Origin of the sequence: Streptococcus sanguinis, assembly GCF_019929145.1 — a bacterium.
Classification (GTDB): domain Bacteria; phylum Bacillota; class Bacilli; order Lactobacillales; family Streptococcaceae; genus Streptococcus; species Streptococcus sanguinis_U.
In genome coordinates this window covers 114467-131015 of the sequence record NZ_JAHZOW010000001.1, presented here as the reverse complement: position 1 = coordinate 131015, position 16549 = coordinate 114467, and the positions used below count along the sequence as shown (strand labels likewise).

At 42.9% G+C, this 16549-nt stretch carries 17 protein-coding genes; 4 read left to right on the top strand and 13 right to left on the bottom strand.

Features of this window, described 5'->3' with window-relative positions; all coding sequences use genetic code 11:
- Positions 1–2: 2 nt before the first annotated feature.
- From K1I94_RS00660 to K1I94_RS00615, 10 genes are all read right to left on the bottom strand, one after another.
- Positions 3–419, bottom strand: a complete 417-nt coding sequence (locus K1I94_RS00660; RefSeq protein ID WP_002894774.1) for a DUF3021 domain-containing protein — start codon at positions 417–419, stop codon at positions 3–5.
- Between the two features lie 10 nt (positions 420–429).
- Complete coding sequence (locus tag K1I94_RS00655) at positions 430–885, bottom strand: LytTR family DNA-binding domain-containing protein (protein WP_223314101.1); 456 nt, start codon at positions 883–885, stop codon at positions 430–432.
- A gap of 22 nt (positions 886–907) precedes the next feature.
- Positions 908–1753 carry an ABC transporter permease gene (locus K1I94_RS00650; protein ID WP_223314100.1) on the bottom strand — a complete coding sequence of 282 codons (846 nt, stop codon included), beginning with the start codon at positions 1751–1753 and terminating at the stop codon, positions 908–910.
- A gap of 1 nt (position 1754) precedes the next feature.
- A complete protein-coding gene (locus K1I94_RS00645) occupies positions 1755–2621 on the bottom strand; it encodes an ABC transporter ATP-binding protein (protein WP_223314099.1) in 867 nt (288 codons plus the stop codon).
- Between the two features lie 149 nt (positions 2622–2770).
- Positions 2771–4771, bottom strand: a complete 2001-nt coding sequence (locus tag K1I94_RS00640) for an ABC transporter permease (RefSeq protein WP_223314098.1) — start codon at positions 4769–4771, stop codon at positions 2771–2773.
- Entirely contained in the window at positions 4752–5531 is a 780-nt protein-coding gene (locus K1I94_RS00635; protein WP_002899832.1) for an ABC transporter ATP-binding protein, read from the bottom strand. The genes K1I94_RS00640 and K1I94_RS00635 overlap by 20 nt, the downstream gene beginning before the upstream one ends.
- A gap of 169 nt (positions 5532–5700) precedes the next feature.
- Positions 5701–6456, bottom strand: a complete 756-nt coding sequence (locus K1I94_RS00630; RefSeq protein WP_223314097.1) for a TraX family protein — start codon at positions 6454–6456, stop codon at positions 5701–5703.
- Between the two features lie 149 nt (positions 6457–6605).
- Positions 6606–6986 (bottom strand): class Ib ribonucleoside-diphosphate reductase assembly flavoprotein NrdI, encoded by a 381-nt coding sequence (locus K1I94_RS00625; RefSeq protein ID WP_223314096.1) that lies wholly within the window; start codon positions 6984–6986, stop codon positions 6606–6608.
- 11 nt (positions 6987–6997) lie between these two features.
- Positions 6998–7978, bottom strand: coding sequence for a sensor histidine kinase (locus tag K1I94_RS00620; protein WP_223314095.1), 981 nt, complete (start codon positions 7976–7978; stop codon positions 6998–7000).
- On the bottom strand, positions 7962–8648 hold the full coding sequence (locus tag K1I94_RS00615) for a response regulator transcription factor (RefSeq protein WP_125434824.1): 687 nt from the start codon (positions 8646–8648) through the stop codon (positions 7962–7964). The genes K1I94_RS00620 and K1I94_RS00615 overlap by 17 nt, the downstream gene beginning before the upstream one ends.
- 149 nt (positions 8649–8797) lie before the next feature.
- Between K1I94_RS00615 and K1I94_RS00610 the strand changes: the two genes are divergently transcribed.
- Complete coding sequence (locus K1I94_RS00610) at positions 8798–10012, top strand: DUF2974 domain-containing protein (protein ID WP_223314094.1); 1215 nt, start codon at positions 8798–8800, stop codon at positions 10010–10012.
- A gap of 158 nt (positions 10013–10170) precedes the next feature.
- Positions 10171–11367 (top strand): ferredoxin reductase family protein, encoded by a 1197-nt coding sequence (locus K1I94_RS00605; protein WP_223314093.1) that lies wholly within the window; start codon positions 10171–10173, stop codon positions 11365–11367.
- 109 nt (positions 11368–11476) lie between these two features.
- On the opposite strand, the gene K1I94_RS00600 is transcribed toward K1I94_RS00605, so the two are convergent.
- Positions 11477–11974: a DUF3592 domain-containing protein gene (locus tag K1I94_RS00600; RefSeq protein WP_185773121.1), complete on the bottom strand. Its 498-nt coding sequence runs from the start codon at positions 11972–11974 to the stop codon at positions 11477–11479.
- Between the two features lie 217 nt (positions 11975–12191).
- On the opposite strand from K1I94_RS00600, the gene K1I94_RS00595 reads away from it, so the two are divergent.
- Complete coding sequence (locus K1I94_RS00595) at positions 12192–12719, top strand: DUF2975 domain-containing protein (protein WP_125347144.1); 528 nt, start codon at positions 12192–12194, stop codon at positions 12717–12719.
- 12 nt (positions 12720–12731) lie between these two features.
- Entirely contained in the window at positions 12732–12938 is a 207-nt protein-coding gene (locus K1I94_RS00590; protein ID WP_002897095.1) for a helix-turn-helix domain-containing protein, read from the top strand.
- A 423-nt stretch (positions 12939–13361) separates the two neighbouring features.
- On the opposite strand, the gene K1I94_RS00585 is transcribed toward K1I94_RS00590, so the two are convergent.
- Together K1I94_RS00585 and metG are read right to left on the bottom strand one after the other, a co-directional pair.
- Positions 13362–14123, bottom strand: a complete 762-nt coding sequence (locus K1I94_RS00585; protein WP_223314703.1) for an EcsC family protein — start codon at positions 14121–14123, stop codon at positions 13362–13364.
- Positions 14124–14523: 400 nt separating this feature from the next.
- A complete protein-coding gene (metG, locus tag K1I94_RS00580; RefSeq protein ID WP_223314092.1) occupies positions 14524–16527 on the bottom strand; it encodes a methionine--tRNA ligase in 2004 nt (667 codons plus the stop codon).
- Positions 16528–16549: the final 22 nt, after the last annotated feature.

The window sequence follows — 16549 nt, the reverse complement described above, 5'->3', positions numbered from 1 at the left end:
AGTTACTTGCCTTCTTTTTCCTTTCTGCGCTTAGCTAGGGCGCTGTTAATCTTCTTGGTCTTAAGATTTGTATCCAAGTAACGAAAGAGCCATACAAAGAGATAAATCAGAATAAAATTAAACCAGAAATGCCAGCTGGCAATTAAAAATCCCCAGTTATTGTAGACCATGAAGCAGCATACTAGGACTGCGACCGCAACAAAATGCAGTAACATCGAGACTGAAAAAGAGAATCGGTCTTCAAGAGTTTTTAACATTGAACTGATAATCCCAATCAAACCGCTCATCACCATGACACTGACGATATTACTTGTTGTGGGCGGATTTTTTTGAATAGAGAGAGCAAGGACAATCAGATAGACTGCACTCCCTGTCTGGATGCCCATCAATATAGCGTGTAGACATTTTTTTATACTCATCACTTACCTCCTAGATTCCCAGATATTCCATTAAGAGTTTGACATAACGACGGCTGACTTCGGTTTTGATTTGATTGGTCAGCTTGGCCGTCATATTGCCAGAAAAGCTGTCAGACAAGGACTCCAAATGGTCAATATTGATGACAGCATGCCGGGAAACCTGGATAAAGTTCGAGCTGCTAATCCGCTGCTGAAAGCGAGTCAAGGTCTCTGTCGTCTTGTAAATGCCTTCTCTACTGTAAATCATCAGAGTTGTCTGGTTGATGTCTGCTAGGATAATATCTTCTGTCCTCAACATGACCAGTTTATCGTCCGACTTGATAGGCAGGACGCCACTTGGCCCTGCCTTGTACTGTTCTAAATAATCTAAGATGGCCTTGGCTTCTGCCCCTAGCTGGTCTGCCTTGACCACAACCAGCGGATCCTTGGATGAAATGGTTGGATCTGTTTCAAATTTTGCTTGCAAGAGGAAGCTCCCTATTCACATTCTATTGTAGTTTCAGCCGGCGGATGACAATCATATTTTGCACCATCCAAATAAGCGCTATTGCAACTAAAACTACTCCAACTATATAGAAAGTTTCTGTCCTTGTCAAGAGCTCCTGCCATTCAATGCGGATTCCCATTGTTTTTTCAAAAGCTGCTTGTGACTGGCTGCTATTGGCAAAAGTATCTGCTAGACTTTCTTTCATGAGAACCTGTCTGAAAAGAGATGCCATGTAGTTAGAAGGCGTAAGCTTCATCAGGTTTTGAGCCATATTCGGCAAGGTTCCAATGGGGATATAGGTACCCACTAGAAAACCAGAAGTTGCTCCAACTACTGTCGCCAATTTCCCTAAACTATCCACTGATTTAAAGCATTGAACAATCAGAGCATTTATCAGTGTGCCCAAGAGGCTGTTTAAGAGCATCAGAAGAACCAGGTAAGGAAGGATTCCCCACTCAAAGGAAATGTTATCCGCTAGCGTAAAATAGCTGAGCATAAAGGCAAACATAATAACCTGCATCAAAAAGCCGATAATAACAGAGCTGACAAGATAACTAAGCTGCAAGCCCCATGGTCCCAAGTCTGTGATAAAGAGGTCGTCTGTCACATTCCGCTCCCGGTCTTCGACCTGCCGGGAGAAAGCTGCCAATGTGGTCGTTAATCCTGTAACTGCCAACACGCCGCCAATCAGCCACAAGTCCATCAGCTGGCTGGAATAGTCTTTGTAATTATTTTTCAAAAAAACGATATAAAGCACAAAGGGAATAATCGCTCCGAAGAGGGACAAAATTACCCCACTGCGGTTGCGGAAATAAAGTAAAAAATTACGTTTTATCAAAGCGAGCATATTAGCGTACCTCTCTTCCTGTCAGTGCCATAAAGGCATCGTCCATGGTTCCGGGTTGGAATTCAAATTGTTCAATATAGGGACCCGCCTGAGCCAATAAGGTCAGAACTTCTTGAGTCGTTTTAGGGTGGAGAATAAATTCCCCTTCCTTGACTTGCTCCCAAGCGCAGCCTCTTGGCAAGCTTTTCTCTAAACTTGCTAAATCTTGACTCAAAATCCGTAAGACATTGCGGGCATAGTTTCCCTTAATCTGGTCTGCAGAGCCTTGGGCAATGACCTGACCATGATCTACGATATAGATCTTATCTGCATCATCAGCTTCATTGAGATAGTGGGTTGTCAAGACAATGGTCATCTGCTCTTCTTTCTGAATTTGCTTGAGCAGGCTCCAAATACTCTCCCGAGTCTGGATATCCAAGCCTGTCGTCGGCTCATCCAGAAAGAGCAGGTCGGGACTGTTGAGCAAAGCTCGAGCAATATCCACCCGACGCTTTTGTCCGCCAGAAAGCGTTCCATAAGGCTGCTTGACAAAGGCTGACAAGCCCAGCTGAGAGATCAAGTGCTCAATTCTACCTGCCGGCATCTCCTTGTACTGCTTGGCTCTGATGGTCAGATTTTCCAAAACTGTCAGCCGGGCGTCCAACACACTGTTTTGGAAAACCACACCCAGCCTAAGCTTTTCAGCATAGCAAATCTGCCCTGATGTCGGCCGCAAGAGACCTATCAGCATCTGAATGGTCGTGGATTTCCCTGCACCATTAGGGCCTAGAATAGCTGTAAAACTGCCTCTCTCAATCTGAATATTCAGATCATTAACTGCCACCTTATCGCCATAAACCTTGCTAAGATTTTTCGTTTCTACTAACATGATCTTTTCTCCTTTTCTTTACTTCTGAGACTATGATAGCAAGTCTTTTTTGAAAAATCTCAGCTTTTTGGACAAGCGGTAAAATGAGGGAGATGAGAGGTAAAATTCCAGACATTAAAAAATCCCCGACCAGAGGTCAGGGATTGCTCTTAGCGGGCAACAATCTTGCGGTAACTGCGTGAAGTCAGTAAGAAAACTAAAATATAGGTCAGGAGGAAGACTCCGCAAGTTGCAAGTGTTGTCTGAATCAAAAGAGGAAGATTGGTCACACCTAGTAGGGCAACTATCAAGCGCAACATGTGAAAGACCGCTGCTACATGTAGAAAAGCAAAGATGAGAGGTAGGAAGAAAACAGTCAAAATCTGCTTGCGAATGGTACTTCTAGTCTGCTTTTCATCTAAACCAACTTTTTGCAAGATGATAAAGCCATCTCGGTCTTCATAGCCTTCAGAGATTTGCTTATAGTAAATCACGAGAACAGCTCCTAGAAGGAAGATAACGGAGAGGAAGACACCAATGAAGAGCAAGGTTCCAGTAAGTTCTTGATAACTCTTTTCTGAACTATAACGGTCACTAGCCATTGCGAAGCTACTATCTTGAGCTTGTTCCTGATCCAAAGTGTCCCTCAACCCCAGTTGGACTTGCTCGACAAACTTTTTACTGCCCTTAGTCTCTGAAGCAACTCCAATGTAGTAGTAATGATCCACATCGAGATTAACCTCTTTGCTATCATTGACCACCATATAGAGCCCCTGTTCCATGGTCACATCGTTTGGATTAGGGATTTCCCCATGCGTGAAATTCGACGATAAAACCTGCTTAATCTTCCAGTCCTTACCATTCACTCGGAGTGGCTTGTCCTTGTTTAAGGAAATATTTTTCCCGTAAACTAGGGTTTCATCGTCTGCCAAGTCTATCTTTTCCCCTGCCATTTTTTCATAATCCTGACGATTGATAACTGTAATCGTGCCGGCAGACTTGGTCAAGATACTTGTATCCGACTCCAGCTCTCTTTGCATTGGAACTGTCACATCATTACCAGCCAGTTTCGTAATGAAGGCTGATTGGTAGAGATAGGTAGTATAGCTTGGCTTCTTCAGACCTGAGTCCTGAGCCACTTGCTGAACCTTGTCCAACAGAGCCTCCTTCTGATCGGTCGATTTCGGCAAGACGACGCTGACATTGTAATCCTTTGGATGCAAGGTAGTAATATAATCCTGACCTCCAACATAGATATTGATTGTACCAACCAGAGTCACTAAGAGCATGGTAGATAGAATGGAGATAGTTGCCAATCCTGCTGCATTTTTACGCATCCGCGAGATGAGATTGGAAACAGAAATGAAATTCTGCGTTTTATAGTAGTAGCCTTCGCGCTTTTTGAGAAATTTCAATAGTGTAATTGATCCTGCATTAAAAAGCAGATAGGTTGCTAGGATAACCATGATCACAGCTATAAAGAAATTGCCGATAGCAGCGACAGGCTTGGTAACGGTCAAAGCCATATAATAAGCCACACCCATGAGCAGGAGACCCAGCAAGGTTTGCAGAAAAAGGAAGCGTCCCTTCTTCTCGCCAGCTTTCTTTTCTTTCATTAGGTTAAGAGAGCTATAGCGTAGAAGTCGGGTAGAGTTGAGCAACAAAATTACCGCAAAAGCAATACCCAGACTGGCTAGAGTCATCCAAACATTCTGCCATTGGAAGGTCGAGGCAAGAACTGCCGGCATTCCCATCAATTTCAAAAGGACTGCGTAGAGCATCTTGTCTAAAGCTAGGCCAGACAAGATACCCAGACCGACTGTAACCAGATAAAAGACACAGAGTTCAAAGAAGGTCATGACTAGCAGATGTTTTTTCTCCATGCCCAGCAGACTATAGACTCCCAACTCTCGGGAACGGTTTTTCATGACGAAGCTATTGGCATAGGTGATGAGGATAAGGACGGCAATCTGAATGACATGGATACCAAACTGCAAGGTCATGCGAGCAGCTGCACCGCCATAAGAGGCCTCCATATTGGGGCTATGAGCTAGTGAGACAAAACTATACAAAATCGCTGTTGCCAGTACCGTCGCCAAAGCAAATGGATAATACAAACTGCGATTTTTAACTAGATTGGACAAAGCTAGTTTACTCGTTAGTTTGAACATAATTGCCCACCTCACTTGCCATAACTGTCAGAGTATCGGAAATCTCTTGGAACATCTGCCGCTCGGTCTTGTCACCACGGAAGATTTGGTTGTAGAGAATTCCATCCTTGATAAAGAGCACCCGCTTGGCGCGGCTAGCCGCTGCCGTCGAGTGGGTTACCATGAGAATAGTTTGGCCGCGGGCATTGATATCGTCAAAGACATCCAACAGGGCTGCCGAAGATTTGGAATCCAAGGCTCCCGTCGGCTCGTCCGCCAGCAGAATCTCAGGATCTGTGATAATGGCCCGAGCTACTGCAACCCGCTGCTTCTGGCCACCGGAAATCTCATAAGGAAACTTCTCTTGCAGCTTGTTAATCCCCAGTTCGTTGCAGGTGGTGACCAGCTTTTGCATCATCTCGGTAATGGGACGGCGAGAGAGCACCAGTGGCAGGAGAATGTTATCCTTGACCGACAGGGTGTCCAACAGATTGAAGTCCTGAAAGACAAAGCCTAATTTCTCCCGGCGGAAGCTGGAAGCCTGGCTGTTTTTGATGGTTGCCGTGTCAGTTCCATTGAGAAAGACACGCCCCTCAGTCGGTTTGTCCAGCATGGCTAGGATGTTGAGCAGGGTGGATTTCCCGGAGCCTGACTCCCCCATGATGGCGACATATTCACCTTTTTCTACCGTAAAGTGAATGTCTTTCAAGGCCTCTACTTGGCTGCCCTGAAAGCGGGTTTTATAAATCTTTTTCACATGCTGTACGTCTAATAATGTCATCTTGCTTCCTTTCTGTTTAGCAGGTACCTATCAAAGCCCTGCTTTTAGCAGTATTTGTGAACTGCCTCCTAATTGATAAGTCTATTTTATCTCAATACCAACCGCCCTGCCATAACCTAAGCTTACATTTTAAAGTGCTATCTTACACTTTTGTAAGATGAGATGGGCTTTATTTTACCCAAAAGGCAATCAAAGCAATTAGCCAAAGGTGGGCTGGATAGAAAATATAGAAGAAATATTTGCTCCACTTGCTGCTGGATCCTCGCTCACCATTATAGAAGTGCAAGAGAGGAAGAACACTGATAAAGAGCCAGTCTGAATTATAGAGCAACATAGACAGAGTGTCCTGTAAGGTTGGATAAATTTGAATACTCATGGCAAAGAGAACTCCCGCCCAGACTACATAGGACAAGTTTCTGAAAAAGACTTGATTTCTAAAAAGGTAGGTCAAGAGCATGAAAGGAAGCAGAGCCATGCCGCCTTCGCTAAAGAGAAGCCCCGCCAGCAAGACTAATACTCCTGCCGCTATCCGCAAACCATGCTTCCTATCCTTAGCAGCTCCGCCATTTTCAGAAAAACCAAAGAAAAGACTCAGCGTGAGGACCCCGCAGGCCAAGGTCAGGAAGATATTGTGAGTGAGATAGATGCCCTTTTCCTGAAAGAGGAGCGTCAGGATACAGTTTCCTGTCTGCATCAGGGCTGCCCAAAAGAAGAGCCTCATATTGTAAGCCAGGCGGTTGCGAGTGTGGAGAAAACCTTCCACTGCCATGAAGGCAAATGCTACTCCGACACAGCGGGTTAGGGCATGCAAGACACCATCCCAGCCGTCTGGCACCAGCCCCGGTATCTGACTGATATGGTCAAAAACCATAAGAAATGCCATGAAGAGCTTCAACTGAAAAGCATTCAAACCTTTTGATTTCATTTTTCTGTCTCCTTCTTATTTCTTGCCTTTATGATAATAAAAAAGAAAGGCCGGTACCATAACCTAACCTTTCATTTGCTAGTTTTATTCTTACAATTTTGTCACTTTTAAAAATCTTGCAGGAGCACCCATCAAAAATAGTACAAAACCTAGTGACTTTTATGAGAACTTTCATCTGTCTGCAACTGTTCTAAAAAGTATTTGACCGCTTGTCGGTCTGCTTCCGTTCCAGAGCCCTCTATGTTACGAATATGACGTAGACCATATTGCTCCACTATCTTATCCGTTGCCCCACAAAAGGTCCGCGGATAACGCTTCTGATTGCCATTGATGACAAAGCCTTTGATTAGATGTCTGTACTTTCTGATGAAGCGCTTGGTCGTCCACGGAATCTGCCCTGCTCCGCTATTTCTGCTGACCAAAATACAGGGTCCCTCCAGCTTTTTCCAGACTGACTGGCTAGGCAACCCCAGACTTTTAGCAAACTTCTTGCCCAAACCAGTCAGACTATCATAAACCACTACTAGCAACTTTCTTCCTCCTATTCAAAGATCAATTTCTTCTCAGGAAAGGCGATGGAAACCGTCGTTCCCTGACCAACTTGAGAGTCTATAGCAATCTTATGTCCCAGCTGATCAGCAATTTTCTTGGACAGATAAAGACCTAAGCCTGAGGACTGCTGGGTCAGACGACCATTGTAACCTGAGAAACCGCGCTCAAAAACCCGCAGCAAATCAGCATTTTGAATCCCCAAACCTGTGTCCTTGATGTAGAGGCTGCCCTCATGAAAATAAATCTCTATACTGCCTTCTTTGGTGTATTTAAGACTATTGGACAGGACCTGCTCCAAAATCACTAGAAACCACTTTTTATCAGTGACAATCGTGTGGTCTAGGTCATGAAGATTGAGGCTGAGTCCTTGCTGAATAAAGAAAAGAGCGTATTTCTTGACTACTTCTCTGACCAAATCAGCCAGATTTTCCTGCTTCAGAACTAGATCATCATGGAAGCTTTCCAGACGGAGGTACTGAAGCACCAGATGAACGTAGGACTCGATTTTAAAGAGCTCCTGCTCCAACTGAGACTTGGTTTCCTTATCCTTCAAGTCTCCAATCAAGAGCGAGCTGGCTGCAATAGGTGTCTTGACTTGATGAACCCACAGAGTGTAGTAGTCCAGCAAATCATTGTATTTTTCCTGCTCAACCAAGAGCTGATTTTTCTGTTCGTACTCCAGCTCCTCCACTCGTTCCTGCAAGAGCTTTTCTAGAGGAGTCTGAGCCTGAGCAGAGGCCAGCAGCTTCTGGTTGCGATAACCCTTATAGACCGTCCAAGCATCTGCTCCGATAAACAAGAAAGACAGAAAAGCCAGCAAGAGCGCGACATATTCCAGCAGACTGCGGTAAGTATCAAAGACAAAGGCAAAGAGCAGAATAAAGCCTAGCAGCAAAATCAACAGAGCTAGAAAAAATCGCCGTGAAAAAAGGTATGACTTAAGAAAGAAAAATTTATCCTGTGTGTCCATTGATGAGACCGTATCCTATTCCTTTTTTGGTTTCGATGAAATTCTTAAGTCCGTGCTCTTCAAGCTTCTTACGCAGGCGAGCCACATTGACCGATAGGGTATTGTCGTCGATGAAAAAGTCACTATTCCAGAGTTCCTTCATCAGATCATCACGCGCTACGATACCATCTGCGTGCTCAAAGAGGACCCGCAAAATCTGAAATTCGTTCTTGGTCAAGGTCACCACTTTCCCATCAAAGACCAGATCAGTCGACTTGAGATTGAGAATGACACCCTGGTGCTCCAAGAGACTCTGGTCGTTTCCAAACTCATAGGAACGGCGCAGCAAGCCCTGAACCTTAGCCAGAAAGACATTATTGTCAAAAGGCTTGGTAATATAGTCGTCCGCCCCCATATTGATAGCCATGACAATGTCCATGGACTGATCGCGAGAAGACAGAAACATGATAGGCACCGTTGAAATCTTGCGGATTTCCTGACACCAATGATAGCCGTTAAACAAGGGCAGGCCGATATCCATCAGCACCAGATGCGGCTCCTCTCGGACAAAGACAGTCAGCACATCCATAAAGTCCTCAACTGCCACTACCTGAAAGCCCCATTGTTCCAGCATTTTCTTAATCATCTGACGAATGACTGGATCATCTTCTACTAGTAAAATCTTGTGCATCTTTCCCTCCCGATTGCTTGCTAGTAACATTATACCAAAAAATGCGCTTGCTTGTTTATCATCCTCAGTCTAAGGTAGGATTTTTCTGGAAAAGAGAAATTCTATCAGAAAAATATGCTATACTAACTAGTAGAAATTGGAGATAAAACATGAGCAATATTCTTACTTACCTTGAAGAAGTCCAGCATGACAGCATTTATGATAAACCTTTCAATGAACTGGATCTGCTAATTCTGACAGAGCTAACCTACTTGCCTTTTGACCAACTAGTGCATGAAGACATGTACCCCTACTGCGACTGCCGACTGCTGGATTTGGCCGACCAAGTACCGCGCGACCTCTCCATGATGGTTAGCAAAAACCGACTAAAACTGCTAGATTTGGCCGCAGCCTCTACCCGCTTTAAAAATCTAAAACTGATGGGCTATGTCAATGACGTTGACCAAGATATCCAGAAGCAATTCGCTGCCTTGATTTTCAAAATCAAGCCCGATACCTATGTCCTGGTCTTTCGCGGCACAGACGACTCCATTGTCGGCTGGAAGGAAGACTTCCACATGACCTATATGGCTCAAATCCCTGCTCAGAAAATGGCCGCCCGCTACCTGCAGAAAGCCTTAGAAAATCTGCCCGGTAACTTTATCCTAACCGGCCATTCCAAAGGAGGAAACCTGGCTTCCTATGCAGCCAGTCAGATGGAAACGTCGCTTCAAGACCGTATTGAAGCCATCTACAGCTATGACTCTCCTGGCCTCAATCACTCTGTCACCAAAAGTAATGGCTATCAGGCCATGGTTGAAAGGATGAAACGCTACCTGCCTCAGAACTCCATCGTCGGCATGATGCTGGAAACACCTAAGGAAGCTAGGATTGTCAAAAGCAGTGCCATTGGCGGCTTTGCCCAGCACGATACCTTTTCGTGGAAAATCAAGGGAGACTCTTTCCTATTGCTGGATACACTAGATGCAGAGAGCCTGCAGATTGACAAAACGTTTAAAAATTGGGTGAGCTCCGTTTCAGATGAAGAACTTAAAGACTTTTTCGACCTCTTTTTCGGACTGATTTTGGATGCTGGTATCCAGTCTGTCGATGAACTGTCCAATGTTGAAAACTTTAACAAAGTCCTCGATATCCTGAAAAATGCTCAATCTCTAACAGACCAAGAACGTGACATGCTGCTGCGCTTGTCCAAGCTCCTGCTGAATATGCGTGTTCAAAGCTGGAAGGATGACATTAGCATACCTAATCTTTCTGAAATTGGCAAAGATATCCGAGAAAACCTATCGCGTTGGAGTAAGCAGTTACCTTTTGGCCAGTCTAAGACTGATAAAGAGGAAGACACTACTGCAGAGGTTCAAGAGTAAAATCGCAAAAGTCCTCTTTATCTTATCCAACAGAAGACTTGGCCTATCCATCCCAAAAACAAAACAAGCTCTTATCTTGACAGCTTGTTTTTTCTTTGTTAGAATGTAACAAAAACATTTACAACTAAGTAGTGAGAAAAATCAGAAAGGAAACCATCATGAAATCTATCAAAGGAATCGCCCTTATCGCTGTCAGCATAATCCTGACTATCTATGCTTGGGCTTCAGCTGGGATGACCAACTTTATCGTACCTGGTCTAGCCTTGACTACCCTCTCGCTGACCTTTTTACTTGCGACTCGGAACGCCCTATTGGAAAAATGGTTCCATGGCATCGAAAAGATGTACGCCTATCATAAGTTTACAGCTATCTTTTCCGTCGTCCTGCTCGCTCTCCACAATGTTGCCATGGGCGGCAGTCTATGGGGATCTCATCTGGCAGCCCAGCTTGGGAATGTCGGCATCTATCTCTTTGTCAGCATTGTTCTGGTGGCCTATCTCGGCAAGCACATCAAATATGAGGCTTGGCGCTGGATTCACCGCTTTGTGTATCTGGCCTATATCTTTGGCCTCTTTCACGCTTATATGCTGATGGGGGGGCGACTCCTGACACCGACCTTGCTAGGCTTCGTAGTCGGATTCTATGCTATCATCGGTTTAGCTTCTGGCTTTTACATCATCTTGCTCTATCAAAGTTTGGCCTTTCGCCATCTGGGGAAAATTCTGCAGGTCAAGCGACTGAACCACGATACCGTGGAGTTGAAGATCCAGCTTAGTCAAAAGCTAGACTACCAGTATGGGCAGTTTGCCTTTGTCAAGATTTTCCAAGAAGGATTTGAAAAAGCGCCGCACCCTTTCTCTATCTCTGGTGGCCATGACAATATCGTCTACTTTACCATCAAGAATTCTGGTGACCACACTAAGAAACTGTATAACAAAATCCAAGAGGGAACCAAGGTCACCATTGACCGAGCTTATGGCCACATGATTCTTGACCAGGGGCAGGAAAAGCAAATCTGGATTGCTGGTGGGATTGGCATTACGCCCTTCATCTCCTATATCCGTGAAAATCCTAAGCTGAATCGTCCAGTCAGCTTCTACTATGCTTACACTGAAGCTGAAAATGCAGTCTACCTAGACCTACTCAAAGACTACGCAGCCAAGAATCCGCAGTTTGACCTTCATTTGGTCGATAGCAAGGTCTCCGGCTATTTGGACTTCAAGAATTATCCTCTGGACAACCAAACCACCGTCTTCATGTGCGGCCCTGTCAAGATGATGGATAAACTAGCCAACGAATTTAAAAAGACCAATCCTAAAGCAGATCTGGTCTATGAAGGCTTTAAATTTAAATAAAGAAAGCAAAAAGAGGAGTTCAATCCTCTTTTTTACTCTATTTGAATTCAACTGATTTTGAAAAAGATAAAATTTCTATCACTCAATATCCAAAAATAGACTTTTCAAACTACAAAAATATACGGAAAAGATTAATTCCAATCAGAATGAGAAAGAAAATAGATAATCCGATAAACAAATATTTAAAATACTTTTCATTGCTGATGCAGCGCTCAACATATGCCTCTTCTGGATTCTTAGGATTATAGTAGACCGTCATACCTGAGCCGACGGGAAATATTTTTTTCAAGTCTAGACTCCTATCCGAGCCGTAAACATAATCACTTGAAAAGATATCTTTTTGGATTTTTCCTGAAGAGACAGGGATAAAATGTTTATACTCAAGTCTTTTTCGATATTGTTTTCCACGGACAGTATATTCTACAAGAGGCAAGGCTACCTGAGGTGGCTTACCATGGCGACTATAGATAGTACTGTTATATCCTACTACTTTGCCTGATGTTAAAGATGTAGATTTACTTCTAATAGAAATTTCTTTTCGATAGTGAAGATAGAGTGGAAAAACAATAATTAGCCAGAGAAGCCCAAGCACCTCAATCGTAATCATAGGATTTATTACTATCTCCTTCGTTACTTTAATATTCAATACATATTGTATCAAAATTTTCATCGATACCAAAGTATCTATAGGATATCTTTTTGCTTTTATAAAAATTATCGTTTTTCGATATATTTTTCTTGAAATACAATAAAAAATAGATTATAATAAGAATAAAAGGAAAAGAAAATCTACTGCCGGCTGATTTTCGATAGAGGTAAGCATCATGAAAAAGATTGAATTAAAAAATAACTCTTTGCTCAAAGATATTGTTACTCTATTAAACCTTATCATAGTGGGTTATGCTGCTATTCTGGTGTTTCTTACTATCCTAAGTGTGATTTCTTACACCGGCCTTTCTGACAGGTTGGGAATAAAGCTCAATGTTCAATTTCTGCCCTCAGTTGATTTTTCAAATTGGTGGAGTATTATAGCCTTTGTTATAAATCTTCTCACAGCTTCTTTGACTATTTATCTCATCTATCTTGCTCGTAATTTCATCAAAAATTTGATTGGTGGAAAGATTTTTGATTCATCAAACACGCAACTAGCTGATAAGGCATGGAAAGTCTTTTTGGCTCTGACCTTTCTTTCCGTTAAGGTTGCTGCATCAGGCAATCCCATCACCCTCCCCTTCTCTTTTAACGCCAGTGTGAGCTTTACACCTCTCTTGGGTGCTCTGATTATTTGGCTGATGATGAAAATTCTGGAAAAGGGGATTGATATAGCTGAAGAGAATGAATTTACCATCTAGGAGGCTGCTATCATGATTATCGTTAATCTTGATGTCCAGCTGGCCAAGAAAAAGATGAAACTAGGTGAACTGGCCGATATCATCGGTATTACCAACGCCAACCTTTCCATTCTCAAAACGGGCAAGGCCAAGGCTATCCGCTTTAGCACCCTCAATGCTATCTGTCAAGCCCTTGATTGCCAGCCCGGAGACATCTTAGAATTTACAGATGATGAATAGTCATAACCACCCGTGAAAACGGGTGGCTATGACTATTTGTTTGTTTTAAATAAAATTGAAGGTTTGTGACATAATATAAGACATTAGAAAAACCTCAAGATGATCATCTTGAGGCTTATTTCTATTCTGAATAATCACTATGCAATTTACTAAGGCTGATTTTGGAAAGAAAGTTTATATTGCCTAAGCAGCCAATTAAAATTGAAAGCAAGAGAGAAGACTTGATTAAATTTTAATTATCCTTATCATTCGTCTTTAGTATCCAATTAAACAATCCAATCATTTTTGGGAAGGTAAATGAATAGAACAGAGCCTTTCCAACAGACATTTCCTTAGGTTTATTCAAATCTTTAGATATTTTGTTCATACCTTTAGCCCATACTTGTAGAGCAAAGACTTTCATAATAAATTTTGACAATTGAATTATTCCTCATCTTCAATTACTTCAGCTTCTTTACGGATTGATTTAACATCTTTTTCATATTGTTCTTCATTGTAATCAATCATTTTAGAAAGTTCTTTTTGCAAGTTTTCCCCCATTGGTTTCATAGTAGCAAAAGTGATACCTCCTGAAATAACCCCTGAAACAACAGGAAGAACCTTGGAAACTCCTTTAGCAAATGTTCCCTTTGTAAGACTGATACCGAAAACCTTTAATACTTTTTTCAAAATTGGATAATACAAGGTTTTCGTTAAAGCTTTTTGTGGAATTGATTTGAGTGCCTGTTTTCCAATCGCCATGCCTCCTGCTCTCAGTAACGCACCTGTTCCAGAGACACCTAACATAACACCCAGATACAATAGCAATGTATTTTGGGCTTCTTCTGTTAATTTATCCTTTTCAGACCACAGATATTGGAAGCCGTAGATATAACCTAGTTCTTGAGCTAATTTTAAAGCCATGGCATAATATTGAGCAACATCTGCTGGTATGGTCACAGCCATAGCAATTCCTCCTGGTAAACCAGCAAGAACAGAAGCTCCACTTGATAATAGGACATTATCCATAATACAAGCCTTTGCAGCTTTGTCCAATTTATCCTTGGAAACAATATTTACAGGACCATCAGCTAATAATTTCCCTACTTCTTCTTGACTTAGACCCTTGCCAAATTTATCCATTAAAAATTGATTTCTATCAACTTTAACTACTGGTAGCTTGGAGACTTGCTCTAAGACTTGCATGGCCACTTCTTCTGGCTTCGCATCAAATTTACCCTTAGCCCCATTAACCACCTTATCAATCTCTTTACCAGCGCTCCCTGCAACATCTCCGACAGCTTTAGTAGTAGCATTAAAACCATTGCCTACTGCTTTAACAGTCCCATTGGCTAAGTCACCAGCTCCTTTAACAACATCATCCCAAAAAGCCATAAATAATTCTCCTAAAATAATTTAATAGATAAAAGTAAATCTACAAGCCAATTATCCTACAACTTGTCAACTTTGTCAATGTACTGACAGTTATTTAAATGTTTTTGACTAACAAATTTTTTCTGAATCACAAACCATACCTTTTTAATTTCCAAATTCAAAAATCCCCCAACAGACTCCTGCTGGGGGATCGTTATTAGATCAAAAATTGTTATCCAATCAAACTTCCATTTGGGACATTTTCGTCCACAGTAAGGAGAGTAAGTTGGTCGCCGTGCTCGGCTGATAGAATCATACCTTGGCTAACATATTTTTTCATCATCTTACGTGGTTTGAGATTAGCTACGATTTGGACTTTCTTACCGACCAGTTCTTGCTCGTTTGGATAGTATTTAGCAATACCAGAGAGGATTTGGCGGTCTTCACCGTCTCCTGCATCCAAGCGTAACTGAAGAAGCTTATCAGATCCTTCAACTTTAGAAACCTCTTTGACTTCTGCGACACGGATTTCTACCTTATCAAAGTCGTCAAACTTGATTTCCTTGCGGTTAAGTTTGAGCTCGACTTCTTCTGGATTCCATTCTTTTTCAACCGCAGGTTTGTTGCCTTCCATTTGTCCCTTGATATAGGCAATTTCTTCTTCCATATCCAGACGAGGGAAGATTGGTGTCCCTTTCTCTACAACTATCAAGCCTCCTGGGAGCTGGTCAATTGCTAGATTTTCCAGAGACGCAGCTTGAGGCAAGCCTAGTTGAGTGAGGACAGCCTTACTCGTTTCCATCATGAAAGGCTCAATCATGTGTGCCACAACACGAAGGCTCGCTGTCAAGTGGCTCATAACTGCTGCCAACTCTTTTACCTTAGCTTCATCTTTTGCCAGAACCCAAGGAGCTGTTTCATCGATATATTTATTGGTGCGGGAGATGAGCGTCCAGACTGCTTCCAGAGCACGTGGGTAGTCAACTACGTCCATGTGTTTGTAGTAGTCAGCGATTGATTCAGATGCTACCTGAGCCAGAGGTCCGTCAAAGTCTGTCACATTTTCTTCATAGGCTGGCACCTGACCGTCAAAGTACTTGTTAATCATAGAAACCGTACGGTTGAGCAAGTTGCCTAGGTCATTAGCTAACTCATAGTTGATACGACCCACATAGTCCTCAGGTGTGAATGTTCCATCAGATCCCACCGGAAGACTGCGCATGAGGTAATAACGCAGAGCATCCAAACCATAACGCTCTACCAGCATTTCCGGATAGACCACATTACCCTTAGACTTGGACATCTTGCCATCCTTCATGACAAACCAGCCGTGGGCAATCAAGCGGTCGGGTAGTTTAATATCCAGCATCATGAGCAGGATTGGCCAGTAGATAGAATGGAAACGCAGAATGTCCTTAGCTACCATATGATAAACTGTTCCATTATTCCAAAATTTATCGTAGTTAGCATGATCATCCTGACCATATCCAAGGGCTGTCACATAGTTGAGCAGGGCATCAATCCAGACATAGATAACGTGTTTAGGATTAGATGGCACAGGCACGCCCCAAGTAAAGGTCGTCCGAGATACAGCCAAGTCTTCCAGACCTGGCTCAATGAAGTTTTTCAACATTTCATTGAGACGTCCATTCGGTGTGATAAAGTCTGGATGAGATTTGAAAAATTCTACCAAGCGGTCTTGGTACTTGCTGAGGCGAAGGAAGTAAGACTCTTCCGATACCCACTCCACTTCGTGTCCAGATGGTGCGATTCCGCCGGTTACCTTTCCATTTTCATCACGGAAGACTTCAGCTAGCTGGCTTTCTGTGAAGAATTCCTCATCTGATACAGAATACCAGCCTGAATATTCACCCAAGTAGATATCATCTTGGGCCAAGAGACGTTCAAAGACATCGGCTACAACCTTTTCATGGTAGTCATCGGTCGTCCGGATAAACTTATCATAAGAAATATCCAGCAGTTTCCAGAGTTCCTTGACCCCAACTGCCATACCATCGACATAAGCTTGAGGGCTGATACCAGCCTCCTCAGCTTTAGCCTGAATCTTCTGTCCATGCTCATCAAGACCAGTCAGATAGAAAACATCGTAGCCCATGAGACGCTTGTAGCGAGCCAAAACGTCGCAGGCAATAGTTGTAGTAGCATTACCGATATGGAGCTTGCCGCTCGGATAATAGATAGGGGTTGTAATATAAAACGATTGTTTTTCAGTCATTTTTAATCCTTTCAAGGCTAAT

What these genes read in the sequence shown, in the direction of transcription:
- K1I94_RS00635 (WP_002899832.1), bottom strand. Translation starts at nt 5,531, where the DNA reads ATGACATTATTAGACGTACAGCATGTGAAAAAGATTTATAAAACCCGC.
- K1I94_RS00660 (WP_002894774.1), bottom strand. Translation starts at nt 419, where the DNA reads ATGAGTATAAAAAAATGTCTACACGCTATATTGATGGGCATCCAGACA.
- K1I94_RS00605 (WP_223314093.1), top strand. Translation starts at nt 10,171, where the DNA reads ATGAAATCTATCAAAGGAATCGCCCTTATCGCTGTCAGCATAATCCTG.
- K1I94_RS00600 (WP_185773121.1), bottom strand. Translation starts at nt 11,974, where the DNA reads ATGATTACGATTGAGGTGCTTGGGCTTCTCTGGCTAATTATTGTTTTT.
- K1I94_RS00640 (WP_223314098.1), bottom strand. Translation starts at nt 4,771, where the DNA reads ATGTTCAAACTAACGAGTAAACTAGCTTTGTCCAATCTAGTTAAAAAT.
- metG (WP_223314092.1), bottom strand. Translation starts at nt 16,527, where the DNA reads ATGACTGAAAAACAATCGTTTTATATTACAACCCCTATCTATTATCCG.
- K1I94_RS00630 (WP_223314097.1), bottom strand. Translation starts at nt 6,456, where the DNA reads ATGAAATCAAAAGGTTTGAATGCTTTTCAGTTGAAGCTCTTCATGGCA.
- K1I94_RS00595 (WP_125347144.1), top strand. Translation starts at nt 12,192, where the DNA reads ATGAAAAAGATTGAATTAAAAAATAACTCTTTGCTCAAAGATATTGTT.
- K1I94_RS00620 (WP_223314095.1), bottom strand. Translation starts at nt 7,978, where the DNA reads ATGGACACACAGGATAAATTTTTCTTTCTTAAGTCATACCTTTTTTCA.
- K1I94_RS00590 (WP_002897095.1), top strand. Translation starts at nt 12,732, where the DNA reads ATGATTATCGTTAATCTTGATGTCCAGCTGGCCAAGAAAAAGATGAAA.
- K1I94_RS00585 (WP_223314703.1), bottom strand. Translation starts at nt 14,123, where the DNA reads ATGCAAGTCTTAGAGCAAGTCTCCAAGCTACCAGTAGTTAAAGTTGAT.
- K1I94_RS00645 (WP_223314099.1), bottom strand. Translation starts at nt 2,621, where the DNA reads ATGTTAGTAGAAACGAAAAATCTTAGCAAGGTTTATGGCGATAAGGTG.
- K1I94_RS00610 (WP_223314094.1), top strand. Translation starts at nt 8,798, where the DNA reads ATGAGCAATATTCTTACTTACCTTGAAGAAGTCCAGCATGACAGCATT.
- K1I94_RS00615 (WP_125434824.1), bottom strand. Translation starts at nt 8,648, where the DNA reads ATGCACAAGATTTTACTAGTAGAAGATGATCCAGTCATTCGTCAGATG.
- K1I94_RS00650 (WP_223314100.1), bottom strand. Translation starts at nt 1,753, where the DNA reads ATGCTCGCTTTGATAAAACGTAATTTTTTACTTTATTTCCGCAACCGC.